Annotated in this window: 18 protein-coding genes and 1 pseudogene; 2 read left to right on the forward strand and 17 right to left on the reverse strand. The window is 39.6% G+C overall.

What is annotated here, in order from left to right; genetic code table 11:
* Positions 1 to 4 precede the first annotated feature (4 nt).
* From RMA94_RS03875 to lgt, 5 genes and pseudogenes are all read right to left on the reverse strand, one after another.
* The gene (locus RMA94_RS03875; RefSeq protein ID WP_032035374.1) at positions 5 to 514 is read right to left on the reverse strand and encodes a dihydrofolate reductase; all 510 of its coding nucleotides are present in this window, start codon (positions 512 to 514) and stop codon (positions 5 to 7) included.
* 44 nt (positions 515 to 558) lie between these two features.
* The gene (gene thyA / locus RMA94_RS03880; protein WP_017398793.1) at positions 559 to 1,401 is read right to left on the reverse strand and encodes a thymidylate synthase; all 843 of its coding nucleotides are present in this window, start codon (positions 1,399 to 1,401) and stop codon (positions 559 to 561) included.
* A gap of 18 nt (positions 1,402 to 1,419) precedes the next feature.
* Positions 1,420 to 1,885, reverse strand: a pseudogene (locus RMA94_RS03885) (hypothetical protein).
* Positions 1,886 to 1,894: 9 nt separating this feature from the next.
* Positions 1,895 to 2,254 carry a hypothetical protein gene (locus RMA94_RS03890; protein WP_002115133.1) on the reverse strand — a complete coding sequence of 120 codons (360 nt, stop codon included), beginning with the start codon at positions 2,252 to 2,254 and terminating at the stop codon, positions 1,895 to 1,897.
* Positions 2,255 to 2,334: 80 nt separating this feature from the next.
* Positions 2,335 to 3,153, reverse strand: a complete 819-nt coding sequence (lgt, locus tag RMA94_RS03895) for a prolipoprotein diacylglyceryl transferase (RefSeq protein WP_005066098.1) — start codon at positions 3,151 to 3,153, stop codon at positions 2,335 to 2,337.
* Positions 3,154 to 3,246: 93 nt separating this feature from the next.
* Here lgt and RMA94_RS03900 point away from each other — a divergent pair, with 93 nt between their 5' ends.
* Positions 3,247 to 4,026, forward strand: a complete 780-nt coding sequence (locus RMA94_RS03900; protein ID WP_032005164.1) for an NRDE family protein — start codon at positions 3,247 to 3,249, stop codon at positions 4,024 to 4,026.
* A gap of 49 nt (positions 4,027 to 4,075) precedes the next feature.
* On the opposite strand, the gene RMA94_RS03905 is transcribed toward RMA94_RS03900, so the two are convergent.
* From RMA94_RS03905 to RMA94_RS03925, 5 genes are all read right to left on the reverse strand, one after another.
* A complete protein-coding gene (locus RMA94_RS03905; protein ID WP_311081925.1) occupies positions 4,076 to 6,268 on the reverse strand; it encodes a PhoX family phosphatase in 2,193 nt (730 codons plus the stop codon).
* Positions 6,269 to 6,473: 205 nt separating this feature from the next.
* Positions 6,474 to 8,426: an alkaline phosphatase PhoX gene (locus tag RMA94_RS03910; protein ID WP_311081927.1), complete on the reverse strand. Its 1,953-nt coding sequence runs from the start codon at positions 8,424 to 8,426 to the stop codon at positions 6,474 to 6,476.
* Positions 8,427 to 8,601: 175 nt separating this feature from the next.
* Positions 8,602 to 9,372, reverse strand: coding sequence for a twin-arginine translocase subunit TatC (tatC, locus tag RMA94_RS03915; protein WP_044101265.1), 771 nt, complete (start codon positions 9,370 to 9,372; stop codon positions 8,602 to 8,604).
* On the reverse strand, positions 9,369 to 9,806 hold the full coding sequence (gene tatB / locus RMA94_RS03920) for a Sec-independent protein translocase protein TatB (protein ID WP_002114889.1): 438 nt from the start codon (positions 9,804 to 9,806) through the stop codon (positions 9,369 to 9,371). Before tatB ends, tatC begins: the two co-directional genes overlap by 4 nt.
* A 12-nt stretch (positions 9,807 to 9,818) precedes the next feature.
* Positions 9,819 to 10,037 (reverse strand): Sec-independent protein translocase subunit TatA, encoded by a 219-nt coding sequence (locus RMA94_RS03925; protein ID WP_002114991.1) that lies wholly within the window; start codon positions 10,035 to 10,037, stop codon positions 9,819 to 9,821.
* Between the two features lie 253 nt (positions 10,038 to 10,290).
* Between RMA94_RS03925 and RMA94_RS03930 the strand changes: the two genes are divergently transcribed.
* Positions 10,291 to 11,166: an AEC family transporter gene (locus RMA94_RS03930; RefSeq protein ID WP_086265046.1), complete on the forward strand. Its 876-nt coding sequence runs from the start codon at positions 10,291 to 10,293 to the stop codon at positions 11,164 to 11,166.
* A 194-nt stretch (positions 11,167 to 11,360) separates the two neighbouring features.
* On the opposite strand, the gene rdgB is transcribed toward RMA94_RS03930, so the two are convergent.
* The 7 genes from rdgB to RMA94_RS03965 all read right to left on the reverse strand — a co-directional run bounded on the left by rdgB (position 11,361) and on the right by RMA94_RS03965 (position 19,817).
* Positions 11,361 to 11,987 (reverse strand): RdgB/HAM1 family non-canonical purine NTP pyrophosphatase, encoded by a 627-nt coding sequence (gene rdgB, locus RMA94_RS03935; RefSeq protein WP_125518863.1) that lies wholly within the window; start codon positions 11,985 to 11,987, stop codon positions 11,361 to 11,363.
* A 175-nt stretch (positions 11,988 to 12,162) separates the two neighbouring features.
* Positions 12,163 to 12,750, reverse strand: coding sequence for a tetratricopeptide repeat protein (locus RMA94_RS03940; protein ID WP_005804213.1), 588 nt, complete (start codon positions 12,748 to 12,750; stop codon positions 12,163 to 12,165).
* Entirely contained in the window at positions 12,747 to 13,340 is a 594-nt protein-coding gene (gene metW, locus RMA94_RS03945) for a methionine biosynthesis protein MetW (protein WP_001217230.1), read from the reverse strand. The genes RMA94_RS03940 and metW overlap by 4 nt, the downstream gene beginning before the upstream one ends.
* A complete protein-coding gene (locus tag RMA94_RS03950) occupies positions 13,340 to 14,500 on the reverse strand; it encodes a homoserine O-acetyltransferase (RefSeq protein WP_311081929.1) in 1,161 nt (386 codons plus the stop codon). The genes metW and RMA94_RS03950 overlap by 1 nt, the downstream gene beginning before the upstream one ends.
* 83 nt (positions 14,501 to 14,583) lie before the next feature.
* On the reverse strand, positions 14,584 to 16,281 hold the full coding sequence (gene leuA / locus RMA94_RS03955; RefSeq protein WP_046811427.1) for a 2-isopropylmalate synthase: 1,698 nt from the start codon (positions 16,279 to 16,281) through the stop codon (positions 14,584 to 14,586).
* Positions 16,282 to 16,738: 457 nt separating this feature from the next.
* Positions 16,739 to 17,422, reverse strand: coding sequence for a Fe2+-dependent dioxygenase (locus RMA94_RS03960; protein ID WP_311081932.1), 684 nt, complete (start codon positions 17,420 to 17,422; stop codon positions 16,739 to 16,741).
* Positions 17,423 to 17,528: 106 nt separating this feature from the next.
* Positions 17,529 to 19,817 (reverse strand): TonB-dependent siderophore receptor, encoded by a 2,289-nt coding sequence (locus RMA94_RS03965; protein ID WP_311081934.1) that lies wholly within the window; start codon positions 19,815 to 19,817, stop codon positions 17,529 to 17,531.
* Positions 19,818 to 19,834: the final 17 nt, after the last annotated feature.

Below are 19,834 nucleotides of genomic sequence, written 5' to 3' on the forward strand. Positions count from 1 at the left end.
AAAATTATTTTTTATAAGTCGCAAACTCGAATGAAGTTCCTGATTTTTCATCAACTTGCTGTTCACTCGCAATTTTATGAAATTCACTCGGTATTGTTGGATAATGTGCATCACCTTGTACATCTAAGTCAACATGAGTGAGCTCAAGACGGTCTGCAATCGACAAGGTTTGCTTAAAGATTTCACCACCACCAATAATGAACAAAGCTTGTTTTTCGGTATTCTTTACATCTTCTAAAGCTGCATTTAAGGCATCTTCAATTGAATACGCAACTTTAACGCCATCAAATTGCCAGTTAATGTCACGGGTAATCACCCAGTTCACACGGTTTGGTAGAGCACGGCCCATAGACTCAAGGGTTTTACGACCCATCACGACCACGCCACCTTGTGTGATTTCTTTAAAATGTTTTAAGTCGGCAGAAATATGCCATGGCAACGCATTGCCTTTACCAATACAGTGGTTTTTGTCCATTGCCACAACGTGGACAACTTCTACATTTTGCCATGCCATAATCTTATTCTCTAAACCGTAATCTAATGAAATTTAAGCCGTCTTTATACTGCAACTGGTGCTTTAATTGCAGGATGTGACTCGTAACCTACAATCTCGATATCTTCAAATTTGAAATCAAACAAATCAGTTATTTCTGGATTTAGTTTCAATTGGCATAGCGGTAAAGGCTCACGTGTCAATTGAAGTTTAGCTTGTTCAAAATGGTTTACATAAAGATGTGTATCACCACCAGTCCAGACAAAATCACCTACACCTAAACCGCACACTTGAGCAATCATATGGGTGAGTAGAGCATAACTCGCGATATTAAAAGGCACGCCTAAGAATACGTCAGCACTACGTTGATAAAGCTGGCATGACAATTTGTTGTCTTGTACGAAAAATTGGAAGAGCGTATGGCAAGGCGGTAAGGCAACTTGTCCAGCTTCATTTGGGTTCCAACCAGAAATAATTAAACGGCGCGAGTTTGGATTGGTCTTAATTTCGTTAATTAACCATTTAATCTGGTCAAAACCATCTTGATTATAAGTACCGTCAGCATTTTTAGTTGCGCCGAAATTACGCCATTGATGACCATAGACTGGTCCAAGTTCATGCTCTGGACGGCCAAAGCGAGCAGTTTGTTCTGCTGTTGCCCATTCATCCCAAATTGAAACTTTATTGTCTTTTAGGTATTGGACGTTGGTGTCGCCTTTTAAAAACCAAAGTAACTCAATCACAATCGAGCGGAAATGAACTTTTTTTGTGGTGAGTAAAGGAAAACCTTTAGAGAGATCAAAACGCATTTGATGACCAAATACAGAACGGGTTCCTGTGCCTGTACGGTCGCCTTTGTCACCGCCATTATCAAGGATATGTTGTAGTAGGTCTAAATATGCACGCATAACACTCTCGAGTTCGGATTAATTCCATAAAATAGAAGGGGAGATGGTTTCTGGATCAATAAACCGTGGAAGATAATAACATGGTTTAATGACAGGTAGGAAAGCGAGCAATAGTTTGTAATTAAAATCGTTTAGCACGATTTTGATAAATCGAGACAAGGAAAAAGCCAATCAGTACAAAGCCTAAAGCTTGTATGAGATGAATCCATTTATGTTGAACCGGAAGCAAATACATCAAAATAATAATGATTAAAATAGGATAGATTTTGATTAAAACTCCCAAGCTCGATTTGCCTGATGTGTTGTTTGAAAGTTTGGTATTCAAGTAATGCCCAATATGTAAGCCAAACCCGAAAATAAGGCTGAGTATTGTATAAATAGGAGATAAAGGCTGAACCTGATTGGCTGCATAAACTGCAACACAAACAACAATAATGAAGATAAGTTTGATGTGACGTGGTGCGTTGTACCAATAAGCCAGCATATATTGAGCCTATTTATTAAAAAGTGATTGAGGTGAAAAGATAAAAGCTGCAAGCGCCATAAAAGCGATTCCTTGCACACCCCAGATCAGCAAGTTCGGCATTGTTTTAACAAAAATAAGTGCAAATAAAAGAGCGATAGGTATCCACGTCAGCAGGCGATAAAGTAGGCCAGTTGGATTTTTTTGAGCAAAATGCAATTTAAAATAGCGGCAGATTAAAAAAATAACCCCAGTTCCTGTAAACATTAGAATGGTATCTAAAGGCAGTGGTTGATACTGATATAACCCAATACAGATCAACAGTGTAATAATTAAAATTACTAATTTTTTAAATGTCGGGACTTGAGTGTTAAACCAGAATTCCAGCATGTCGTATCTTCATTTTTTGGAGAGTAAAAACTGTAGCATAAAAAAGAAAAGAGGAGCCGAAACTCCTCTGATTTATCATATTAACTGTTCTTTTGTGGGCCCCAGTCATAGATTTTCTTTTGGTAGGCATACCACATCATCCAAAGGCCAATTAATAGCATTGGAACGGTGAGGATCTGACCTTTAGTCATCCAGCCAAACAAAATAAAACCTTGGTCGGCATCTGGTTGACGGAAGAATTCCATTACGAAGCGTGCAACACCGTAGCCCATTAAAAATAGGGCAGAAACTGCCATGCGTGGACGTGGTTTTGAACTAAACCACCACAAGACAATAAATAGGATTAAGCCTTCACAAATTGCTTGATAAATTTGTGATGGATGGCGTACCAGTTGTAATGGGTCAGTTGGGAAGATCATACCGAATGGATAATTTGGGTCAGTTACTGCACGACCATATAACTCTCCACCAATGAAGTTACCAAAGCGACCAAACATTAAGCCAGTCGGTACACATGGGGCGATAAAGTCGAGGGTTTGGAACCATGTTTTTTGATATTTTTTACACCAAAATAACATCGCAATCATGACGCCTAAAAAGCCGCCGTGGAAACTCATACCACCTGTCCAGACTTGGAATAACCAAATCGGATTTTCAAGGAATTTATCAAACTCATAGAAAAGGACATAGCCGACACGACCGCCCAGAACGACACCTAAAGCACCGTAAAACACCAGATCGGAAACCATTTCTGATGTCCAGCCATCACGCTGTTTGGCACGGTAGGAAGCAAGCCCCCAAGCACATAAAAATGCCAATAAATACATGAGTCCATACCAATGGACTTGAAGAGGTCCTAGATGTATTGCGACCGGATCGATATTAGGATAGGTCAGCATTGCTGCTCCTTGATCTTACGTTTTGACAGATTGTAGCGGAATGATGTGAAAAATGTTGTACATTCAATGTGTAAAGATAGGGAATAAGAAAAGATGTGTATTGTGGCTTTAGCATGGCATGTTCTGGATGATATGCCCTTATGTCTTATGTCAAATCGGGATGAGTTCTATCATCGACCAACAGCATTGTTACATCAGTGGCAACATACACCGATTATTGCTGGGCAAGATTTACAGTCGGGTGGGACTTGGATGGGCGTTACACCTGAAGGCCGATGGGCTGTCTTGACCAATTTTCGTGATGGACGAGATCAAAAATCATATGAAACTTCTCGGGGGCATTTAGTTCAGGCTTTTTTAGAGTCAGATTTATTACCGATTCGATTTGCTCAACAATTAGAACAGCAGCAACAGAACTTTGCTGGCTTTAACCTATTTATGGGAAATGCTGATCAAGCGGTTTATATGAGTAACCGTGGTGAAGCCCCGCAAGTATTAGCCAATGGTGTTTATGTGGTTTCAAATGGTTTGATGTCTGAACATTGGGAAAAAACCAGACATTTAAGAACACGTTTTACGCAAGAGTTTTTGCCTATGCTTCAGCACCAGACGGAAGAGTTAACTTTGCAACACGCTGCATGGGATATTCTTGAAGATGAACGTAAGGTCACAACTGCATTATTACCCAATACGGGCATTCAGCCAGAAATGGAAGAGTTATTGTCATCGACTTTTATTCAAAGCCCTGTGTATGGCACACGTTGTTCAAATTTTCTAAGAATGACTAATAATGAATGGCTTTGGCTGGAAAAGACTCAGCAAGGCGAGCATAGTGGGCAAATTGTTCAGCAGCAGGTTCTCTTAAATCGATGATAATAAAAATGCCGATCAATCGACCGGCATTTTCATAGTTATAAAAGAATTAGCCCGCGATCACACCGCCATCTTTACGGGTAATCACAACAGTTGCTGAGCGTGGACGCGCAGTTTTGTTACTTGGATCTTTCTGGGTTGCTGGCCAGTTACTTTCTGGTGTCGCGTAACTTGCAGAATCTTCACCAGGGTGCTGAACATTAATGAAAATTGCTTTGTAGTCAGGTGTCATCGCAATACCTGTAATCTCACATTGCTTAGGCCCCACCAAGAAACGGCGCAAAGTTGAGTCTGTAACTTTAGCACCCACTAAAGTTTGCTGACCATTTGAAGTAGTTGCAGGAGCACCATCTCCAATCTGGCCTGGTAGCGCAGCAAGCATCATACAATTAGTGACATCAGTGTATGCGCCATCATCTGTTTGAATCCAAAGTACGCCACGTGGGTCAAACCACATACCGTCTGGAGATGACAAATCATTGTTGTCTGTTAAACCAGATAAGTTGATGTTTGAAGCCATAGATGCTTCAGCACCAAATAGATAAATATCCCACTTGAAGGTTTCAGCAGTCGTTTTGTCATCAGTTTCTTTAAAACGGATAATATGACCGTTAACGTTACCCTTTTGCTCTTTAGTGCCGTTGTAGAGGTCTGTGTAGTTACGTGGATTGGCAGCATCGGTTGCGTAATCTTTACCACGATTTGAGTTGTTGGTTAGGGTAACATAAACTTCGCCGTTCACTGGGTTGACCGTACACCATTCTGGGCGGTCCATTTTTGTAGCACCGACTGAGTCGCCAGCCAAACGTGCAAATGTGACAACATCTGCTTGAGATTTAAATGGATAAGTCGTGTTGCTCTCATTTAAGCCATTTTTGCCATAGGCAAGTTCAATCCATTGACCTGAACCATCATTATTAAACTTGGCAACATACAATTTACCTGCGTTCATATATTTGTCGCCAGCTGCATAACCACGATTTACATCTTTTGCATCCCACACTGCGCTAGAGACAAATTTATAGATGTATTCACCGCGAGAGTCATCACCCATATAAAATGCTAATGGCTGACCTGCTACGGCACGGCAAGCACTGTCTTCATGTGCAAAACGACCTAGTGATGTTCTTTTAACTGGGTTCAGGCGGTTATCAAAAGGATCAATCTCGACCATCCAACCGAATGTATTTGGTCCATTGCGGTAGTCCTGTGTTGCTTGAGTGCCTTTTACGTCGGCATTCCAGCGATCATATAAGTCTTGTGATTCTACTTGACCAATTGCTGTTTCCCAGCCGTAGCGTGAACCAGATCCTGCTTTTAAGCCATAGCGTTTCAGTGCAATAATTTCTTCTGGAGTACGTAACGCGTCATCAGTCGTACTACGAGCAAAGTAACCAATAAAGTTTTCTTCTGTAGTTAAGTATGTGCCCCAAGGGGTATGACCATTACCGCAGTTATTATGAGTGCCACGTGTTTGACGTCCAGCAGGCGAGAAGCGAGTTGCCAGTAGGTTTGAACCAGCCGCAGCTCCTGCAAATTCCATTACTGTAGAAGCTGTAATGCGACGATTAAAAATAGAGTTTTTATCAATTGTTACTTGTTGAGTTGCTGCATCTTTTTTGATGTGAACAATAGAAACGCCATGTGCATTGGTTTCACGAATGACTTCATCTTCAGGGCGGCGTCCATTAACTTTTGTTGGACCTTTAGGATGAAGGAAAGTCTGATTGATATATTCGTGGTTCATCACCAACAAACCTTGTGCTGAAACACTCTCGTCAAAGCGGTTTGTTGAATTATTTAAACCAAAGAAATGCATACCATCATGACAGTCGCCTGAACGGAACTGAAAGCTTGGGCCTGATGGAATATTATTGTCGTCCCATTCGCCAAAATTAGGGTTGATTGAATCACCCAATGCATAAATGACATTTGCTTCATAACCTTCAGGTACAGTCACAATATCGTTATGGTTTTTCGCAACGGCAGTAAAAGTTAATTTTTCTGGTTTTTTATTTGGATCTACAGGTGTGGTTCCACCGTTGTTAGAACCTGAATCATCATCGCTATCATTACAGCCAGTTAAAGTAGAAGCTAAAGTCAATGCTACAGCACCACTTGCTGCTTTAGTAATTAAACTACGGCGACTGATGTGTTGTTCTAAAATGTCGCGGAAGTGGATATTGTCAGAAGTATTATTATCCAATTCTTGGTCTTCATGATATGGCGTCAGCTCTGTCATGGGAAATTCCTAAGTAAATAAAGAGATTGTTCTAAAATTCTTCATGAGCTTAGTTTGTGAATGTGACGAGGCGTTGACGTTTTGATGATAAGTTAATGAAAAGTTCTGTAATTTTTCATTTAATTTTCATAAAAAGTAAAAGCTGAATGTAAAAACATTAAAGCTGACCTTAGCCAGCTTTAATGTTTAGAGAGGTTATGAAAAATTATTTAGTTGTGACAGAAGGGGCTATTGGGTCTGCTGTAATATAGCCCACGTTAGCACTATAACCATTATTGTAATTTTGGTTAATTAATGCCTTAACATCCTCAGGTACACTGCTGCTATCGCCTGGATGTTGGAAGTTGCTCATGATGTAAGTCCAACCGTTGATTGAATCTACAGCATGTAAACCTGTTGACTCTGCACCTGCTGGTGTAGAAAGTAAACGTGTTAACTCTTTGGTATCTACATTGTATGCCCACAAGAAGTTGTTCACGTGGTTACCTGAGTCTTCACCAATGAATAATGTGCGTAAAGTTTCAGAGAACTTCAGATTGTCTGGGCTAGCAATTTTGTCTGGGTTCGCTGTATTACCTAAACTATCTTTCGTAGCAAGATCTTCACCCATTAGCAGCATATATGAGTAAAGAGGAACCCACTCACTATTAATTGCACTGCCTTCATTGTCTGTAAAGCTATTACCTAATTTGTGTGAAAGCACGCCACCAGCAGTAATTTTTTTAGAGAACGCGACATTATGTCCAGCGACATAACCTTTACCGCCAATGACCATTGAATCTTGAATATTAGCTAAAGCAGAGTAAGCAACTTTATCTTTAATATTTACGTTAGTACCTTCCATCTTGGTGAATGCCATACTTGCACCTTTTAGTGCTGCATAACGATGTGTTTCCAAGAAAGCGGCCGCTTTTTCCATACCTGGTTTAAGTTTGACCCAAAGCTGTTTTTTTGCCAAAGTGATTTCAGTATAACTAGCATCATTTGGATTGGTTGTTAAACTTTCCATGATGTCAGTTGATTTAATCCCACCAGCAACTAAATCCTCAATTTCTTTACTTGTCGCATGTCCAAGTTTGATCCATTGAATGCTAGCAGTTGAGGTTTCAGTTAGGGTATTAATGTATTTAGCAACATAGAGCGTACCTGCCGATAAATCTTTTTCTTTATCAGCAACGAACATGAAGAAACCACCGTTGGTGTAGTCATCTCCCATAAGTGCTGTACGGTTGTCTGGCATAACATGGATAAGTTCGTGAGAAATACGACCTAAACAATAGTGCTTTTTAATGCTACCAGTACCATCAAGGTTAACTGTTACTTCTGGCAAATGACCGTAGTTATAAGGGTTTGCTTTAGTTTCATCACCAAAGAAGTATTTACCAAGATATTTTGGATCTGTACCGCCAATACCTTGATTGAATGCATCTGGCTCGTATTCTTCACTTGATAAGTGAGTGTTCCAAGGTGATAAGCTAGCACCGCAAGTAATCCATAAACCGTGTACTGGTGCAGTATCAACATTGAAGTATTTTTTAAGTTCTAGGTGACCTGTTTTTTGGTCTTGATCTAAAGTCAAAATTGCGATTGGAGATGGTAACTGACCGTAAGTATCACCACCTGCTTGGTCTTTAGAGTTGTATTCAAATTGAACAACGTGAAACACTGGGTTTGCTACGCCTTCAACTTTCGCACCTTCTAATTGAATTAGAGATGAACCATCTGGACAGTCTGAAAAGAATTGACGTTCTTTGCCAGCAACTGATTTATCCATAATTGGATTGCCGTTAACATCAAAATAACCACCCGCGATAATTGTTCCACCACCGTGCTTTGGTACGCTATCACCTGTTTTAAAGAAAGGTTTATAAGCGAGTTGGTATTCAGTACTGGTTGAATTTTCCCAATCAATTTTTAATTTAGAATTCACTACAGTTGTTGCACGGTCAGCTGCAGTTGTTGGCGCTGGCATTGCTGTGAATTTTGCATTTTTAAATTTGCTTGGTTGCGGTGTTGGAGTGACTACTGAGCTGTCATCACTATCATTACAACCTGCTAATGTTGCTGCCGTAGCCATCGCTCCTAATGGTAGAAAAGGAATCCCCGAAAACCATTTTAAAATTTCGCGACGCGTTGGTTGAGTAGAAGCAGTTGTCATAATAAATCCGTAAATTTTGTGGGTATATTTGTTGAGTTGATTCTATGGACTGAAAATGACACTTTTCTTACATTTTTAAGTCACTTTGAAGACAGTTTATTGCTTTGTAGATTAAAAAGTGCTCTACATAAAAAAGCCTGAACTTGTAGGCTCAGGCTTTTTTCTAGAAATCATTTTATTCAGCAGAATGGATTTTTCTTTTCTCAAGAATTTTACCAAAGAGCAGGCCGAGCTCAAAAAGCAACCACATTGGAATTGCTAACATCACCATTGAAATTGCATCTGGTGGTGTAATAAACATCGCTACAAAAAAGCATCCAACAATAATAAAACGTCGCTTTTCAGCAAGGCTTTTTGTATTTACCACACCGATTAAAATAAGGAGGAGTGTCGCGATTGGAATTTCAAAAGTCAGTCCAAAAACTAAAAATAACTTTAAGCAAAAGCTTAGGTAGCTATTAATATCCGTCATCGGTGCAACAGTTTCAGGCGATACACTAATAAAGAAATGTAAAATTGCCGGAAGAGTAATGTAATATGCAAAAGCAACACCCGCATAAAACAAGACAATACTACCGATGAGTAATGGTAGTGCTAAATGACGTTCTTTTTGATAGAGTGCTGGACGAACAAATGACCAGATTTCATAAAGAATAAATGGCATTGCCAGCACAAGTGCGACAAATAAATTGAGTTTAAAAGGCGCCATAAAGGTTGCAGTGACATCTGTTGCAATCATTGACGAGGAGGTTGGAAGTTGCAGCCTCAAAGGTTCAGATAGTAATTGGTAAGTATTATTTCTAAAAGGTAATAAGCAAAAAAATAAAAATAAGGTTACTCCGACAATCCTAAATAAATGACGTCGTAAAACGACCAAATGGCTCATGATTGGCATTTGGTCTAAATTTTCCTGATTATTTACAGTGGTTGAAGGCAGTTGGTTCATACGGCAATCTTCAATTTAACAGGTGATGTCTCTGAAATATCAGTTGATGATGCTAAAGGCATAAATTTTCTAATGTATGGGACTTTATAATGGCCTGATATAGGAAGACATATCCGAATAGGTTGGGGCACTGATTTGGTTGCCTCAGCCTTATCTATATTTTCAGAAATATTCTGCTTTTGAATTTCTTCAAGCTGTTGTTGTACTTTACGTTCTAGTGCTTCAATGCGGTTGAGTTCTTCTTGCATCTCTTTTCGAAACTCAGAAAGACGCAACTCTTGATCAATCTCATTTTGCAAATTGGTAATATAACGTTTTAGGCGAACATACCAACGACCAGCAAAGCGTGCAGCTTCTGGAAGTTTATCCGGACCTAAAACTAAAATTGCAATAATTGCAAAACAGAGTAGCTCTGTCATTCCTACATCAAGCATGGTCGAAAACCTTTAGCTTTTTACTGATGTGCTGTCAGGTGTTTTGACTTGGGCATCAATTGTTCGTGGAGTATTAAGAGCAGTGGTCTCATCTTCTTCACGAACTGATTTTTTAAAGTCTTTTACTGCACCGCCTACGTCTTTACCGATATTTTTTAATTTAGACGTACCGAATAATAAAATAACGACAATTGCAAAAATAACGACATGCCAAATAGATAAACCGGCCATGATCTTATACCTCTTTTCAGTTTGCTTTATATCAACAGGTTGCCATGACAGGAATGTGACATTTATATGTCATTTTTAAGACAATGAATGGCTGCCAAAATCTAAAAAGTTAATTTTATAAACTGCATATCTCCTTTTTTTTATTGATACATAGTTTGAAAAGAGTCACTTAAATTACTTGAAATGGAGAATACATTTCATTTTGAAAAGGTGTAGCATAGCAAGCTGGTTTTAATGAGCAAGAGGAGAGAGCGTGGCGCTACTACTGCCTGTATTGGCATTTATCACAGGACTTCTACTTGCTCAGACTTCCATTGCAGAAACTATAAAACCTATTCTCTCAGCTTGGCTTGCACGACTCCTGATTCCGATTGTGATTATTTACAACATGGTATTTTATCAGCCAGGTAGTTTGAGTTTGATGCTGTTTAGCTTCGGTTCAGCATTTCTTATTTTCTTTGCCTATTTAGCTCTATTTAAAGACAGATTGTTAGCGCTATGCGTGAGTTATACCAATATGGGGTGGCTTGGTTTTCCCTTTGCTATGGCTTTATTTGGCCCTGATGCTACGGCTCCTATTGTGGCTTTATATATTGGTATGTCTCTTTTTGGAAATGCATGGGCTGTTACGGCAGTCACCACTGCACCACAAAGTAAGCTCAACATATTAAAAAAGGTTTTAACTTCTCCACCATGTATTTCAATATTTTGTGCACTTTTACTTAGGTCGTTAGGTGCTCAACATATCGAGCATCCTGCTATACATTGGGTATATGAAGTTGCCAAGTTTGTCATGACTTTTGCTGGTATGTGTGTGCTGGGAATGTGGCTACGCCGTACTCGTGTGCATTTGAAAGACTTAATTTACAGTACTAAAGCTCAAGCATTTAAAGTAGTGTGCGGATTTATTCTCTGTGGCTTAACTTATAGATTTTTACCCATTCCCAATATCAGCCAGCAAATTGGAGTGATGTTTTTAATGTTTTGTTTGCCGCCAGCAGCCAATATTGTAGCACTAGAAACACATTACCAAGGGACGGGAAGATCTGCGGCTTATATTGCTTCGGGGACGATTGTGAGTTGTGTGTGTATTGCGATTTATGCTGTGTTTTTACACTTGTTCGTTTAATCTTTATTTAATTCTAAGTTTCCTAAATTTGCTTGTGCGAAGGCGGCATGGATGCTGCCAGTTAGACTGTGGCACAAGGATGTGCCATCAGTCTAACAAAAGATTTTTGCTTACTTTTCATCTTTGAAAAGTAAGATTTGCCTATACAAAGTTTAATATGTTTTAACGCTGCATATTGTGGCCATGTGATCAGCTTACTTCTGCAAGCTCTCTCTAAATAACTGCATCGCTTGTCCACGATGGCTAATCTTGTTTTTGTCTTCTTTAGAAAGTTCAGCGCTAGAAACTTGTAGCTCAGGCAACCAGAACAGTGGGTCATAACCAAAGCCATTTTCGCCACGTGGCGCTTCTAAAATTTCGCCGTACCAGATGCCTTGGAAAATTTGTGGTAATGGGTCTTCCGCATGAGTGACTAAAGCAAGTACACATACAAACATACCTTCAATCGCTTCACCATTTTTACGAAATGGCAAAAGGTCATTTAATAATTTGGCATTGTTAGCTGCATCGTCACCATGCTCTCCAGCATAGCGTGCTGAGTAAATACCAGGTGCGCCGCCTAAGACTGGTACACAAATACCAGAGTCGTCAGCCATAGCAGGTTTACCTGAAATTTTAGAGGCATGGCGAGCTTTAATAATGGCATTTTCAATAAAGCTTAAACCATCTTCAATTGCATCAGGAATATTAAGGCGACCTTGAGGAATAATTTCTACTGGTAACTTAAGCTGTTCAAAAAGTTTTTCAAACTCTGCGACTTTACCTTTGTTATTGCTGGCAAGAACTAAACTGCCCTGATCAAACCAATGTGGGGTAGACATAATAAAACCAAACTTTATAGCTAATATCGAACAGCAGTTATGTTACGTGTTTTTTGGAAGGGGATATAGAGGAAAACAAATAGAATATAAAATGGGATAACCTAAACTAAAGCCACCTTGTAGAGCATACAAGGTGGCTTTAGTCGAGTAAGGTTTTTTTACGGATGAACCGTTATTATTGTGCTTGAATCCATTTGTCCGCACGGTCACGAGCTGTACGGATTTGTTCTTGAGTTAAGTTCGCAGCTAGAGCAGTTTTCTTACCTTCAGATAGGCTAATCACTTTATTGTCGAGCATGCCATCACGAGTTGAAAGCTCATACCATTGGTAAGCACCAACGTAGTTTTTCTTTTGCTCTTCCATCATCGCAAGGTTATAGCTTGCACGATTATCACCATTGCTTGCTGCTTTTTCAAAGTATTTACGAGCCATAGACTCATCTTTTTTAACGCCAATACCGTCGGCATACATGCGGCCTACGTTTAATTGTGCTGGTGATAAACCTTGATCGGCTGCTGCTTTAAACCATGCGAAAGCTTGTTTATCGTCTTTTGCTACATCTTTACCATATTGGTAATGGGTACCAAGGTAAAACTGTGCGCCTGCTTGACCAGCTTTTGCCGCTTTCTGAAGATCGTTAATCCCCATTGTTGAAAAGCGTGCGGCCTGACTCGCAACCGATTGTGGCTGGGCGATATAATCTGCATGAGCCTGCATACTTAGCAGTCCTGCAAATAGTGTGCTAAATAATGTCTTTTTCATAGTGCACTCACTCGATAAATAGCGACTTCACCAAACAAATTTGGAACATGTTTGCTTAACAGGCTTCCCTGCTGATTTCCATTGACGGCGAGTCGATTAATAATTTGTATCTGATTTTCAGCACATAGTGCTTCGAAATCTTTAAATGTACATAAATGAATGTTGGGGGTGTTATACCACATATATGGTAGAGCATCCGATACAGGCATCATTCCTTTTAATGCAAGAAAAGAGCGAGTCTTCCAATGTGCAAAGTTTGGAAAAGTAATAATTGCCTGTTTACCCACACGCACCATGTCTCTTAATAAAACATCGGGTGCATCTACGGCTTGCAAAGCTTGTGCCATAACCACATAGTCAAAGGACTGGTCTGCAAAGCGGCTTAAGCCGAGATTCAAATCTTGTTGAATAATATTTAACCCGCGACTGACGGCAATTGCAATCTTTTCTTGATCAATTTCTAAACCATAAGCACGAATTTGATGCTTTTGGCTCATATGAGCGAGTAATTCACCGTCACCACACCCTAAATCGAGTACGCTTGAGCCGGGTTTAATCCACTTTTCTGCCAGTTGTTGATCAATACGCATTAGCTTGCCTCCAGTGACGTCGATTTCAAGTGTTCTTCACCGCCTAAGAAAGCGCGCATGGTTTTGACATACAGTGGAATCGGGAATAAGAAGGAGTCATGACCTTGTTCAGCATCAATGTCGAGATAACTTACAGGTTTATGATTGGTAATAAGCGCATCTACAATTTCTTGTGAGCGGCTTGGTGCAAAACGCCAGTCAGTTGTGAACGAGACAATCAAGAACTGGCATTTAGTTTTGCCCATCGCTTCAGTTAAAGAATGGCCGTATTCACGAGATGGGTCAAAGTAATCTAAAGCTTTAGTCATGATGAGATAGGTATTGGCATCAAAGTTACGGCTGAACTGTTCACCTTGATAACGTAGATAGCTTTCGACCTGAAACTCGACATCAAAACCGTACATAAATTTGCCAGATTTTAAATCACGGCCAAATTTTTGTTTCATGGCTTCTTCTGAAAGATAGGTGATATGACCTACCATGCGAGCCAGAATTAGTCCGCGTTTCGGGTAACTATCATTTTCTAAATAACGGCCATGATGGAAATCTGGATCAGATAAGATTGACTGACGAGCAACCTCATTAAATGCAATATTCTGTGCTGAAAGCTTTGGTGCACTGGCAATAATCACACATTTTTGTAGGCGGTCAGGGTAGTCTACGGACCATTGTAGTGCTTGCATGCCTCCTAATGATCCACCGACCACTGCATACCAGACATCTACACCTAGACGGTCCGAAAGCATGGCTTGTGTTTTAACCCAGTCACGTACCGTTACTAATGGAAAATCAGGTCCGTAAGGACGGTTGTCGTTTTCAGGATTTGGTGAGGTCGGGCCAGTTGAGCCATTACAGCCACCAATATTATTTAGCGAAACTACAAAAAACTTATTCGTATCAATTGCCTTACCCGGGCCAATACAACTATCCCACCATCCAGCTTTTTTATCATCTTCGTGGTGATAACCCGCTGCATGATGATGTCCGGAAAGAGCGTGACAGATTAAAATTGCATTTGATTTATCAGCATTTAAAGTGCCGTAAGTTTCGACCATTAGTTCAAAACGTGGCAAAACACGATCACATTCAAGGTGTAATGGTTCTTCAAATTGGAACTTTTGCGGAGTGACTAACCCCACTGAATCAGTTGGAAAAGACACGGGAACATTTCGCCTTTTAAATCTTTCAGGAATAAAAAGAAAGGATACCAAGCTAGGTATCCTTTCCAAAGTCTTTTTTTTAATTAAACAGCGGCGGCAACAACCTGATCTGTACTTAAAACACCTTGATCAATCAAACGGTTGGTACACGCAATAATTGCTTCAATGGATGAGGTGACTGTATTGTCATGAACACCAGCACCAAATGAACCTTTACCTGTACCTTTTACTTGAAGCTCAATTAAGGTTAATGCTTTCGCATTTGCACCAGAACTAATACTACGTTCTTCATAGTTCAATACGTCAATTGGTAATTGAAGTGCATTTAAGAATGCAGAGATTGGCCCGTTACCTTCACCACGAAGCTGTTGTGTTTCACCTTCGACATCTACATCAAGTTCGATAATTTGAGTGCCATTAATGTCAGATAACTTGTAGTTTTTAACTGTGTAATGATGGTTTTTCACATCAACATAAGTGTCTTTAAATAAGGTCCAGATTTCTTTAGCATTAATTTCTGTACCGTTCTCATCAGCATATTGTTGAACAACTTGACTGAACTCGATTTGCAAACGACGAGGTAATACAACGTTGTAGTTCGACTCTAATAAATACGCAATACCACCTTTACCAGACTGACTATTTACACGAATTACAGCATCATAGTCGCGGCCCAAATCTTTCGGGTCGATTGGTAAGTAAGGCATATCCCAGATTTCTTCATTTTTCTGGTACTCGAAGCCTTTTTTGATTGCATCTTGATGTGAACCAGAGAATGCGGTAAATACCAAGTCACCTGCATATGGATGACGAGGGTGTACCGGTAAGCCAGTACATTCTTCAACCGTTGCAATCACTTCATTAATGTTAGAGAAATCTAACTCTGGCGCTACGCCTTGGGTATACATGTTCAATGCAATTGCTGCAACGTCAACGTTACCTGTACGTTCACCATTACCAAACACACAGCCTTCAACACGGTCAGCACCCGCCATAATGGCAAGTTCTGATGCAGCAATACCACAGCCGCGGTCATTGTGGCAGTGAACAGAAATGATTACGCCATCACGACGTGCCAAATTACGATGCATCCATTCAATTTGGTCTGCATAAACATTTGGTGTAGAAACCTCGACAGTCGCTGGCAAGTTTAAAATAACTTTATGATCTGGACGTGCATCCCAGATTTCTGTGACGGCATCACAGACATCTTTAGCGACTTCTAATTCAGTTGCAGAGAAACATTCTGGACTGTATTGGAAAATCCAGTCAGTTTGAGGATATTGAGCCGCATACTCTTTAACTTTTTGAGCAGCATTAATTGCTAATTGTTTTGCGCCATCAACATCTACATTCAACACCTTTTGACGGAAGGTTGGAGAGTTCGAGTTATAAATATGTACAATCGCTCGTTTAGCACCTGCCAAAGATTCAAAAGTACGTTCAATTAAATGGTCACGTGCTTGAACCAAAACCTCAATGTATACGTCATCAGGAATATGATTTTCTTCGATTAACATGCGAGTAAAATCGAAATCAATTTGAGATGCTGAAGGGAAACCGATTTCAATATGCTTAAAACCAATTTTCACAAGCATTTTGAACATTTTGAATTTTTGTTCCATGTTCATTGGTTCAAAAATTGCTTGATTACCGTCACGTAAATCCGTACTCATCCAGATTGGCGCTTTTGTAATTTCTTTATTTGGCCATTGGCGATCTGGTAAATCCACACGCTGGTACATACGGCGGTATTTTTTGCTAGGGTCAGCCAACATCATGAGAAAACTCCTTGTCTCGTAGCGCGGTTGCTCTGGATATATTTAAAAGGCAACATCTACAGTTATATATGGTATCTAATTCAGAAAAATTAAAGGTAATTTTGAAGTGCTGCTTTAAAAAGCAGACAAAATTTTTATACGCGCGCTTGGCGCAGCATCAGGAGTTGCAGATGATGTCTTGCTTGAGTAGGCTGGGCAAACAAGTAATTCGTTTTCATCTCTAGACCGTGAAATAATAAGTTTGGTGGTTTGCAAGTAATCTTGTTATTTAGATATATCATATCTAAACAATGATTACACCTTGTGCAAAATTCTTATCATAATTTTAGTTAAGTTGTTTAGAAAATAATTTTCTAATTTTGCGCCATTTTGTTTTTTGTGGGAAATAATTTTCATATTTTTGCCTTCTTAAGGTAAAAAAGATTAGCTGGTCTTAAAAAGGCAAAAATAAATATAGTTACAGTTCTGACCACATACGAATTAAATTATGATAAATGTTGGTGAGCTTCATGACTTCTGAATAGTTATCGCCGTGTGCTTTACGTAGTTCTCGAATGCTCTCATCAAGATTAAATAAAAGGTGGCGTTTACTATCGTCACGGACCAAACTTTGTACCCAGAAAAAAGAAGCAAAACGAGTACCTGAGGTAATACTACTGACTTCGTGTAGGCTGGTAGACGGGTAGAGTACGACATCACCTGCTGGTAATTTAACTTCGTGATAACCATAAGTGTCTTCAATAACGAGGTCACCACCTTCATATTCATCTGGTTCACTTAAAAATAATGTACAAGATAAATCAGTGCGTAGCTGTTCAGAAGTTCCACGGATAAGGCGAATTGAGTTGTCTACATGGAAACCGAAGCTTTCATGTTCATCATAACGATTAAAAAGCGGTGGAATAATTTTGTGGGGTAGGGCGGCAGCCTGAAACACTGGATTTTGCCAAATTGCTTTGATGACAAGATCACTTAAATGATGAGTAAGAGGGTCTTGTTCTGAGAGTTGCTGATTTCTTTTCACAGAAGCAGACAAGGTGCCGGCAGTCACTTTCCCACCTACCCAATTGGCGTCTTTCATGAGCTTACGAAACTCGGCAACTTGCTCTTTGCTTAAAACATTGGGGATATGATGAATCACGGCAAACACCTTTTAAATAGATACTTCATTTGTAAAAATAGCCTCATGACGAGGCTATTTTATATGAACTTCAATTAATTCCATAAATAAATTATGGAATTTAATCTTAGTACTTAAAGTTAATCGCTAAGACAGCATTACGACCATTGCCTTCAAATGCGTAGTGAGCTGCATGTGCACTAGTGAAATAACGCTTATCAGAGATATTGTTGATGTTAAGCTGTAAATTTACGTTCTTGTTCACGTCGTATTTAGCCATAGCATTGTAAATAGTGTAGGTTGGCAAGTATTTCGGAGCAGTTGTGTTCACAAAAACTTGATCACGATATTCAACACCAGCGCCTAAAGTCAATTGAGGCATTACTTTGTAAGTAGACCATAAGGTAGCGCTGTTTTTCGCTACAAATGGTAATGGCTTACCTTCTTGAGCAACTGCATTGTATGCAGCTTCTGTGATTTCGCTATCTAAATAGCTATAGCCTGTAGAAACATCCCATTTGTCAGTAATTTTGCCGTTCAAACTAATTTCAAATCCATCAACTTTACTTTTACCTGCATTGGCAGTCGTATTCGGATCGATCTGGATGCGAGTGTTTTGCTTTTCAGTACGGAAAACTGCTGCTGTTAAATTAGCACGGTTATTAAATAGATCCCATTTAGTTCCTAACTCGAAAGTACGAGCTTCTTCTGGTTTTAGATCATTTGCACTCGCACTTGCAGCACCTGAGTCGCTAATAGAATCTGAACCTGTGTCACCCTCAGCAAGCACACCTACTGGGTTTGCTGACGTAGCATAGCTTAAATAAATACTACCATCTTCTGTTGGTTTAAAAACTAAACCAGCCTGATAAGAGAAATAATCGGTATCACTTTCTAGCTTATCACCAGCTTTATGAGGGGTACGCCCACCTACATCCTTATTATATTTTTTCTCAGTTTCAAATTTATCCCAACGAACACCTAGGTTAAGTAACCATTGTGGATTAAATTCAATACTATCTAAAGCGTAGACTCCTACATTGTGACTACGTGTCGTAGATTGTGCTTTAATAGATCCACGTTTATCTGTAAATGCACCATTTCCTGGATTATTTAAACTCGTACACCAACCATTTGCCGCCGCAGCTTCTGAAGTACAATTTTTAATATTGCTGTCTAAAATAGTAGATGTGGTTTCACCTGCAGCATTAGTAAATGTATATACACCTTGGTCGGTCTCTTGGAAGCTCCATTCAGTTCCGACATTAAAAGAATGTATTAATGAACCAGTATTAAATTTACCTCTTAAAGAAAGCTGATCGCTATAAGCATCGCTATCTAAGATACGGCTTAAAGCGCGGCGAGCGATTGTGCCTCTGTAAATGTTACCTTTAGAGTCATCAGCATTCGTATAAACATAATCAGATTTAGATTTGTTGTAAGTTGCTACATTCGATAAGGTAAGATTTTCATTAAAATCATGTTCTAACTTAAATGTACCAATATGGTTTTCACGTTTATCAAAATCACGTGCTTTCCAACCATAGTAGGTTCCTGCTTTTACATCAACAGGTTTACCATCACCAGGTGTTACTGTCACTCCTGGAGGAGGAGTTGTTGGATTTGCATTGTTAAATGGGATACCGGCATCAGGTTCATCATTACTACGTAAATAGTAGTAGCTCAGTGTTCCGCGAGTTGCCGTATTTAAACCAAATGCAAGACTTGAGGCAATACCGGCACGAGCATATTCAGCGCCGTTACTCTGACCAGCTTTTTCATTTTCGTGACCCATGATAACTACACGACCAGCAATGCCATTTCCAAAGTCTTTGTTGGCATCAAGTTGGATATGACGATAGTTATCAGTACCGCCTTGGATACTGCCTTGATAAACGTCACCTTCATGAGCAACTTTAGGAATTAAGTTAATACTTCCGCCAACGCTACCACCACCACCAAGAGCAGAAGAAGAGCCTTTGATGACTTCTACTTGTTCAATGGCAAACATATCGCGATTTTGAGACGTTGTATTACGAACACCATCAACATAAATAGAAGATTGACCGCTATAACCACGAATGTAAGGCATATCGGTAAACGGTGTGCCGCCTTCACCTGCACCTAAAGTAATGCCTGGCTCATAGCGTAATGCTTCGAGTAGGGTATTAGAGTTTGTATCTTTAATTAATTTTTGAGAAAGAATAGAGACTGATTTTGGTGTGTCTTTGAGAGGAGCTACGAATTTAGAGTTTGCAGACTGATCTACTTTTAAAGATTCTTCTTGAGTCGCTTTAGTATGAATTGTTGGTAATTGTGAAACTGTTTCTTGCGCCATGGCTGTTGTTGCAATCATTGATAGCGATGAAGCTATTGCAGAAGAAACAATTTTTTTACGTGTTCTAATCAAAGACATAACTTCAGGACTCTAAA

It is taken from the genome of Acinetobacter sp. V115_6 (genome assembly GCF_031799025.1).
GTDB lineage: Bacteria > Pseudomonadota > Gammaproteobacteria > Pseudomonadales > Moraxellaceae > Acinetobacter > Acinetobacter pittii.

Coding starts and splice junctions, on each gene's coding strand:
- RMA94_RS03875 (WP_032035374.1), bottom strand. CDS start 514: ATGGCATGGCAAAATGTAGAAGTTGTCCACGTTGTGGCAATGGACAAA.
- thyA (WP_017398793.1), bottom strand. CDS start 1,401: ATGCGTGCATATTTAGACCTACTACAACATATCCTTGATAATGGCGGT.
- RMA94_RS03890 (WP_002115133.1), bottom strand. CDS start 2,254: ATGCTGGAATTCTGGTTTAACACTCAAGTCCCGACATTTAAAAAATTA.
- lgt (WP_005066098.1), bottom strand. CDS start 3,153: ATGCTGACCTATCCTAATATCGATCCGGTCGCAATACATCTAGGACCT.
- RMA94_RS03900 (WP_032005164.1), top strand. CDS start 3,247: ATGTGTATTGTGGCTTTAGCATGGCATGTTCTGGATGATATGCCCTTA.
- RMA94_RS03905 (WP_311081925.1), bottom strand. CDS start 6,268: ATGACAGAGCTGACGCCATATCATGAAGACCAAGAATTGGATAATAAT.
- RMA94_RS03910 (WP_311081927.1), bottom strand. CDS start 8,426: ATGACAACTGCTTCTACTCAACCAACGCGTCGCGAAATTTTAAAATGG.
- tatC (WP_044101265.1), bottom strand. CDS start 9,372: ATGAACCAACTGCCTTCAACCACTGTAAATAATCAGGAAAATTTAGAC.
- tatB (WP_002114889.1), bottom strand. CDS start 9,806: ATGCTTGATGTAGGAATGACAGAGCTACTCTGTTTTGCAATTATTGCA.
- RMA94_RS03925 (WP_002114991.1), bottom strand. CDS start 10,037: ATGGCCGGTTTATCTATTTGGCATGTCGTTATTTTTGCAATTGTCGTT.
- rdgB (WP_125518863.1), bottom strand. CDS start 11,987: ATGTCTACCCCACATTGGTTTGATCAGGGCAGTTTAGTTCTTGCCAGC.
- RMA94_RS03940 (WP_005804213.1), bottom strand. CDS start 12,750: ATGAAAAAGACATTATTTAGCACACTATTTGCAGGACTGCTAAGTATG.
- metW (WP_001217230.1), bottom strand. CDS start 13,340: ATGCGTATTGATCAACAACTGGCAGAAAAGTGGATTAAACCCGGCTCA.
- leuA (WP_046811427.1), bottom strand. CDS start 16,281: ATGATGTTGGCTGACCCTAGCAAAAAATACCGCCGTATGTACCAGCGT.
- RMA94_RS03965 (WP_311081934.1), bottom strand. CDS start 19,817: ATGTCTTTGATTAGAACACGTAAAAAAATTGTTTCTTCTGCAATAGCT.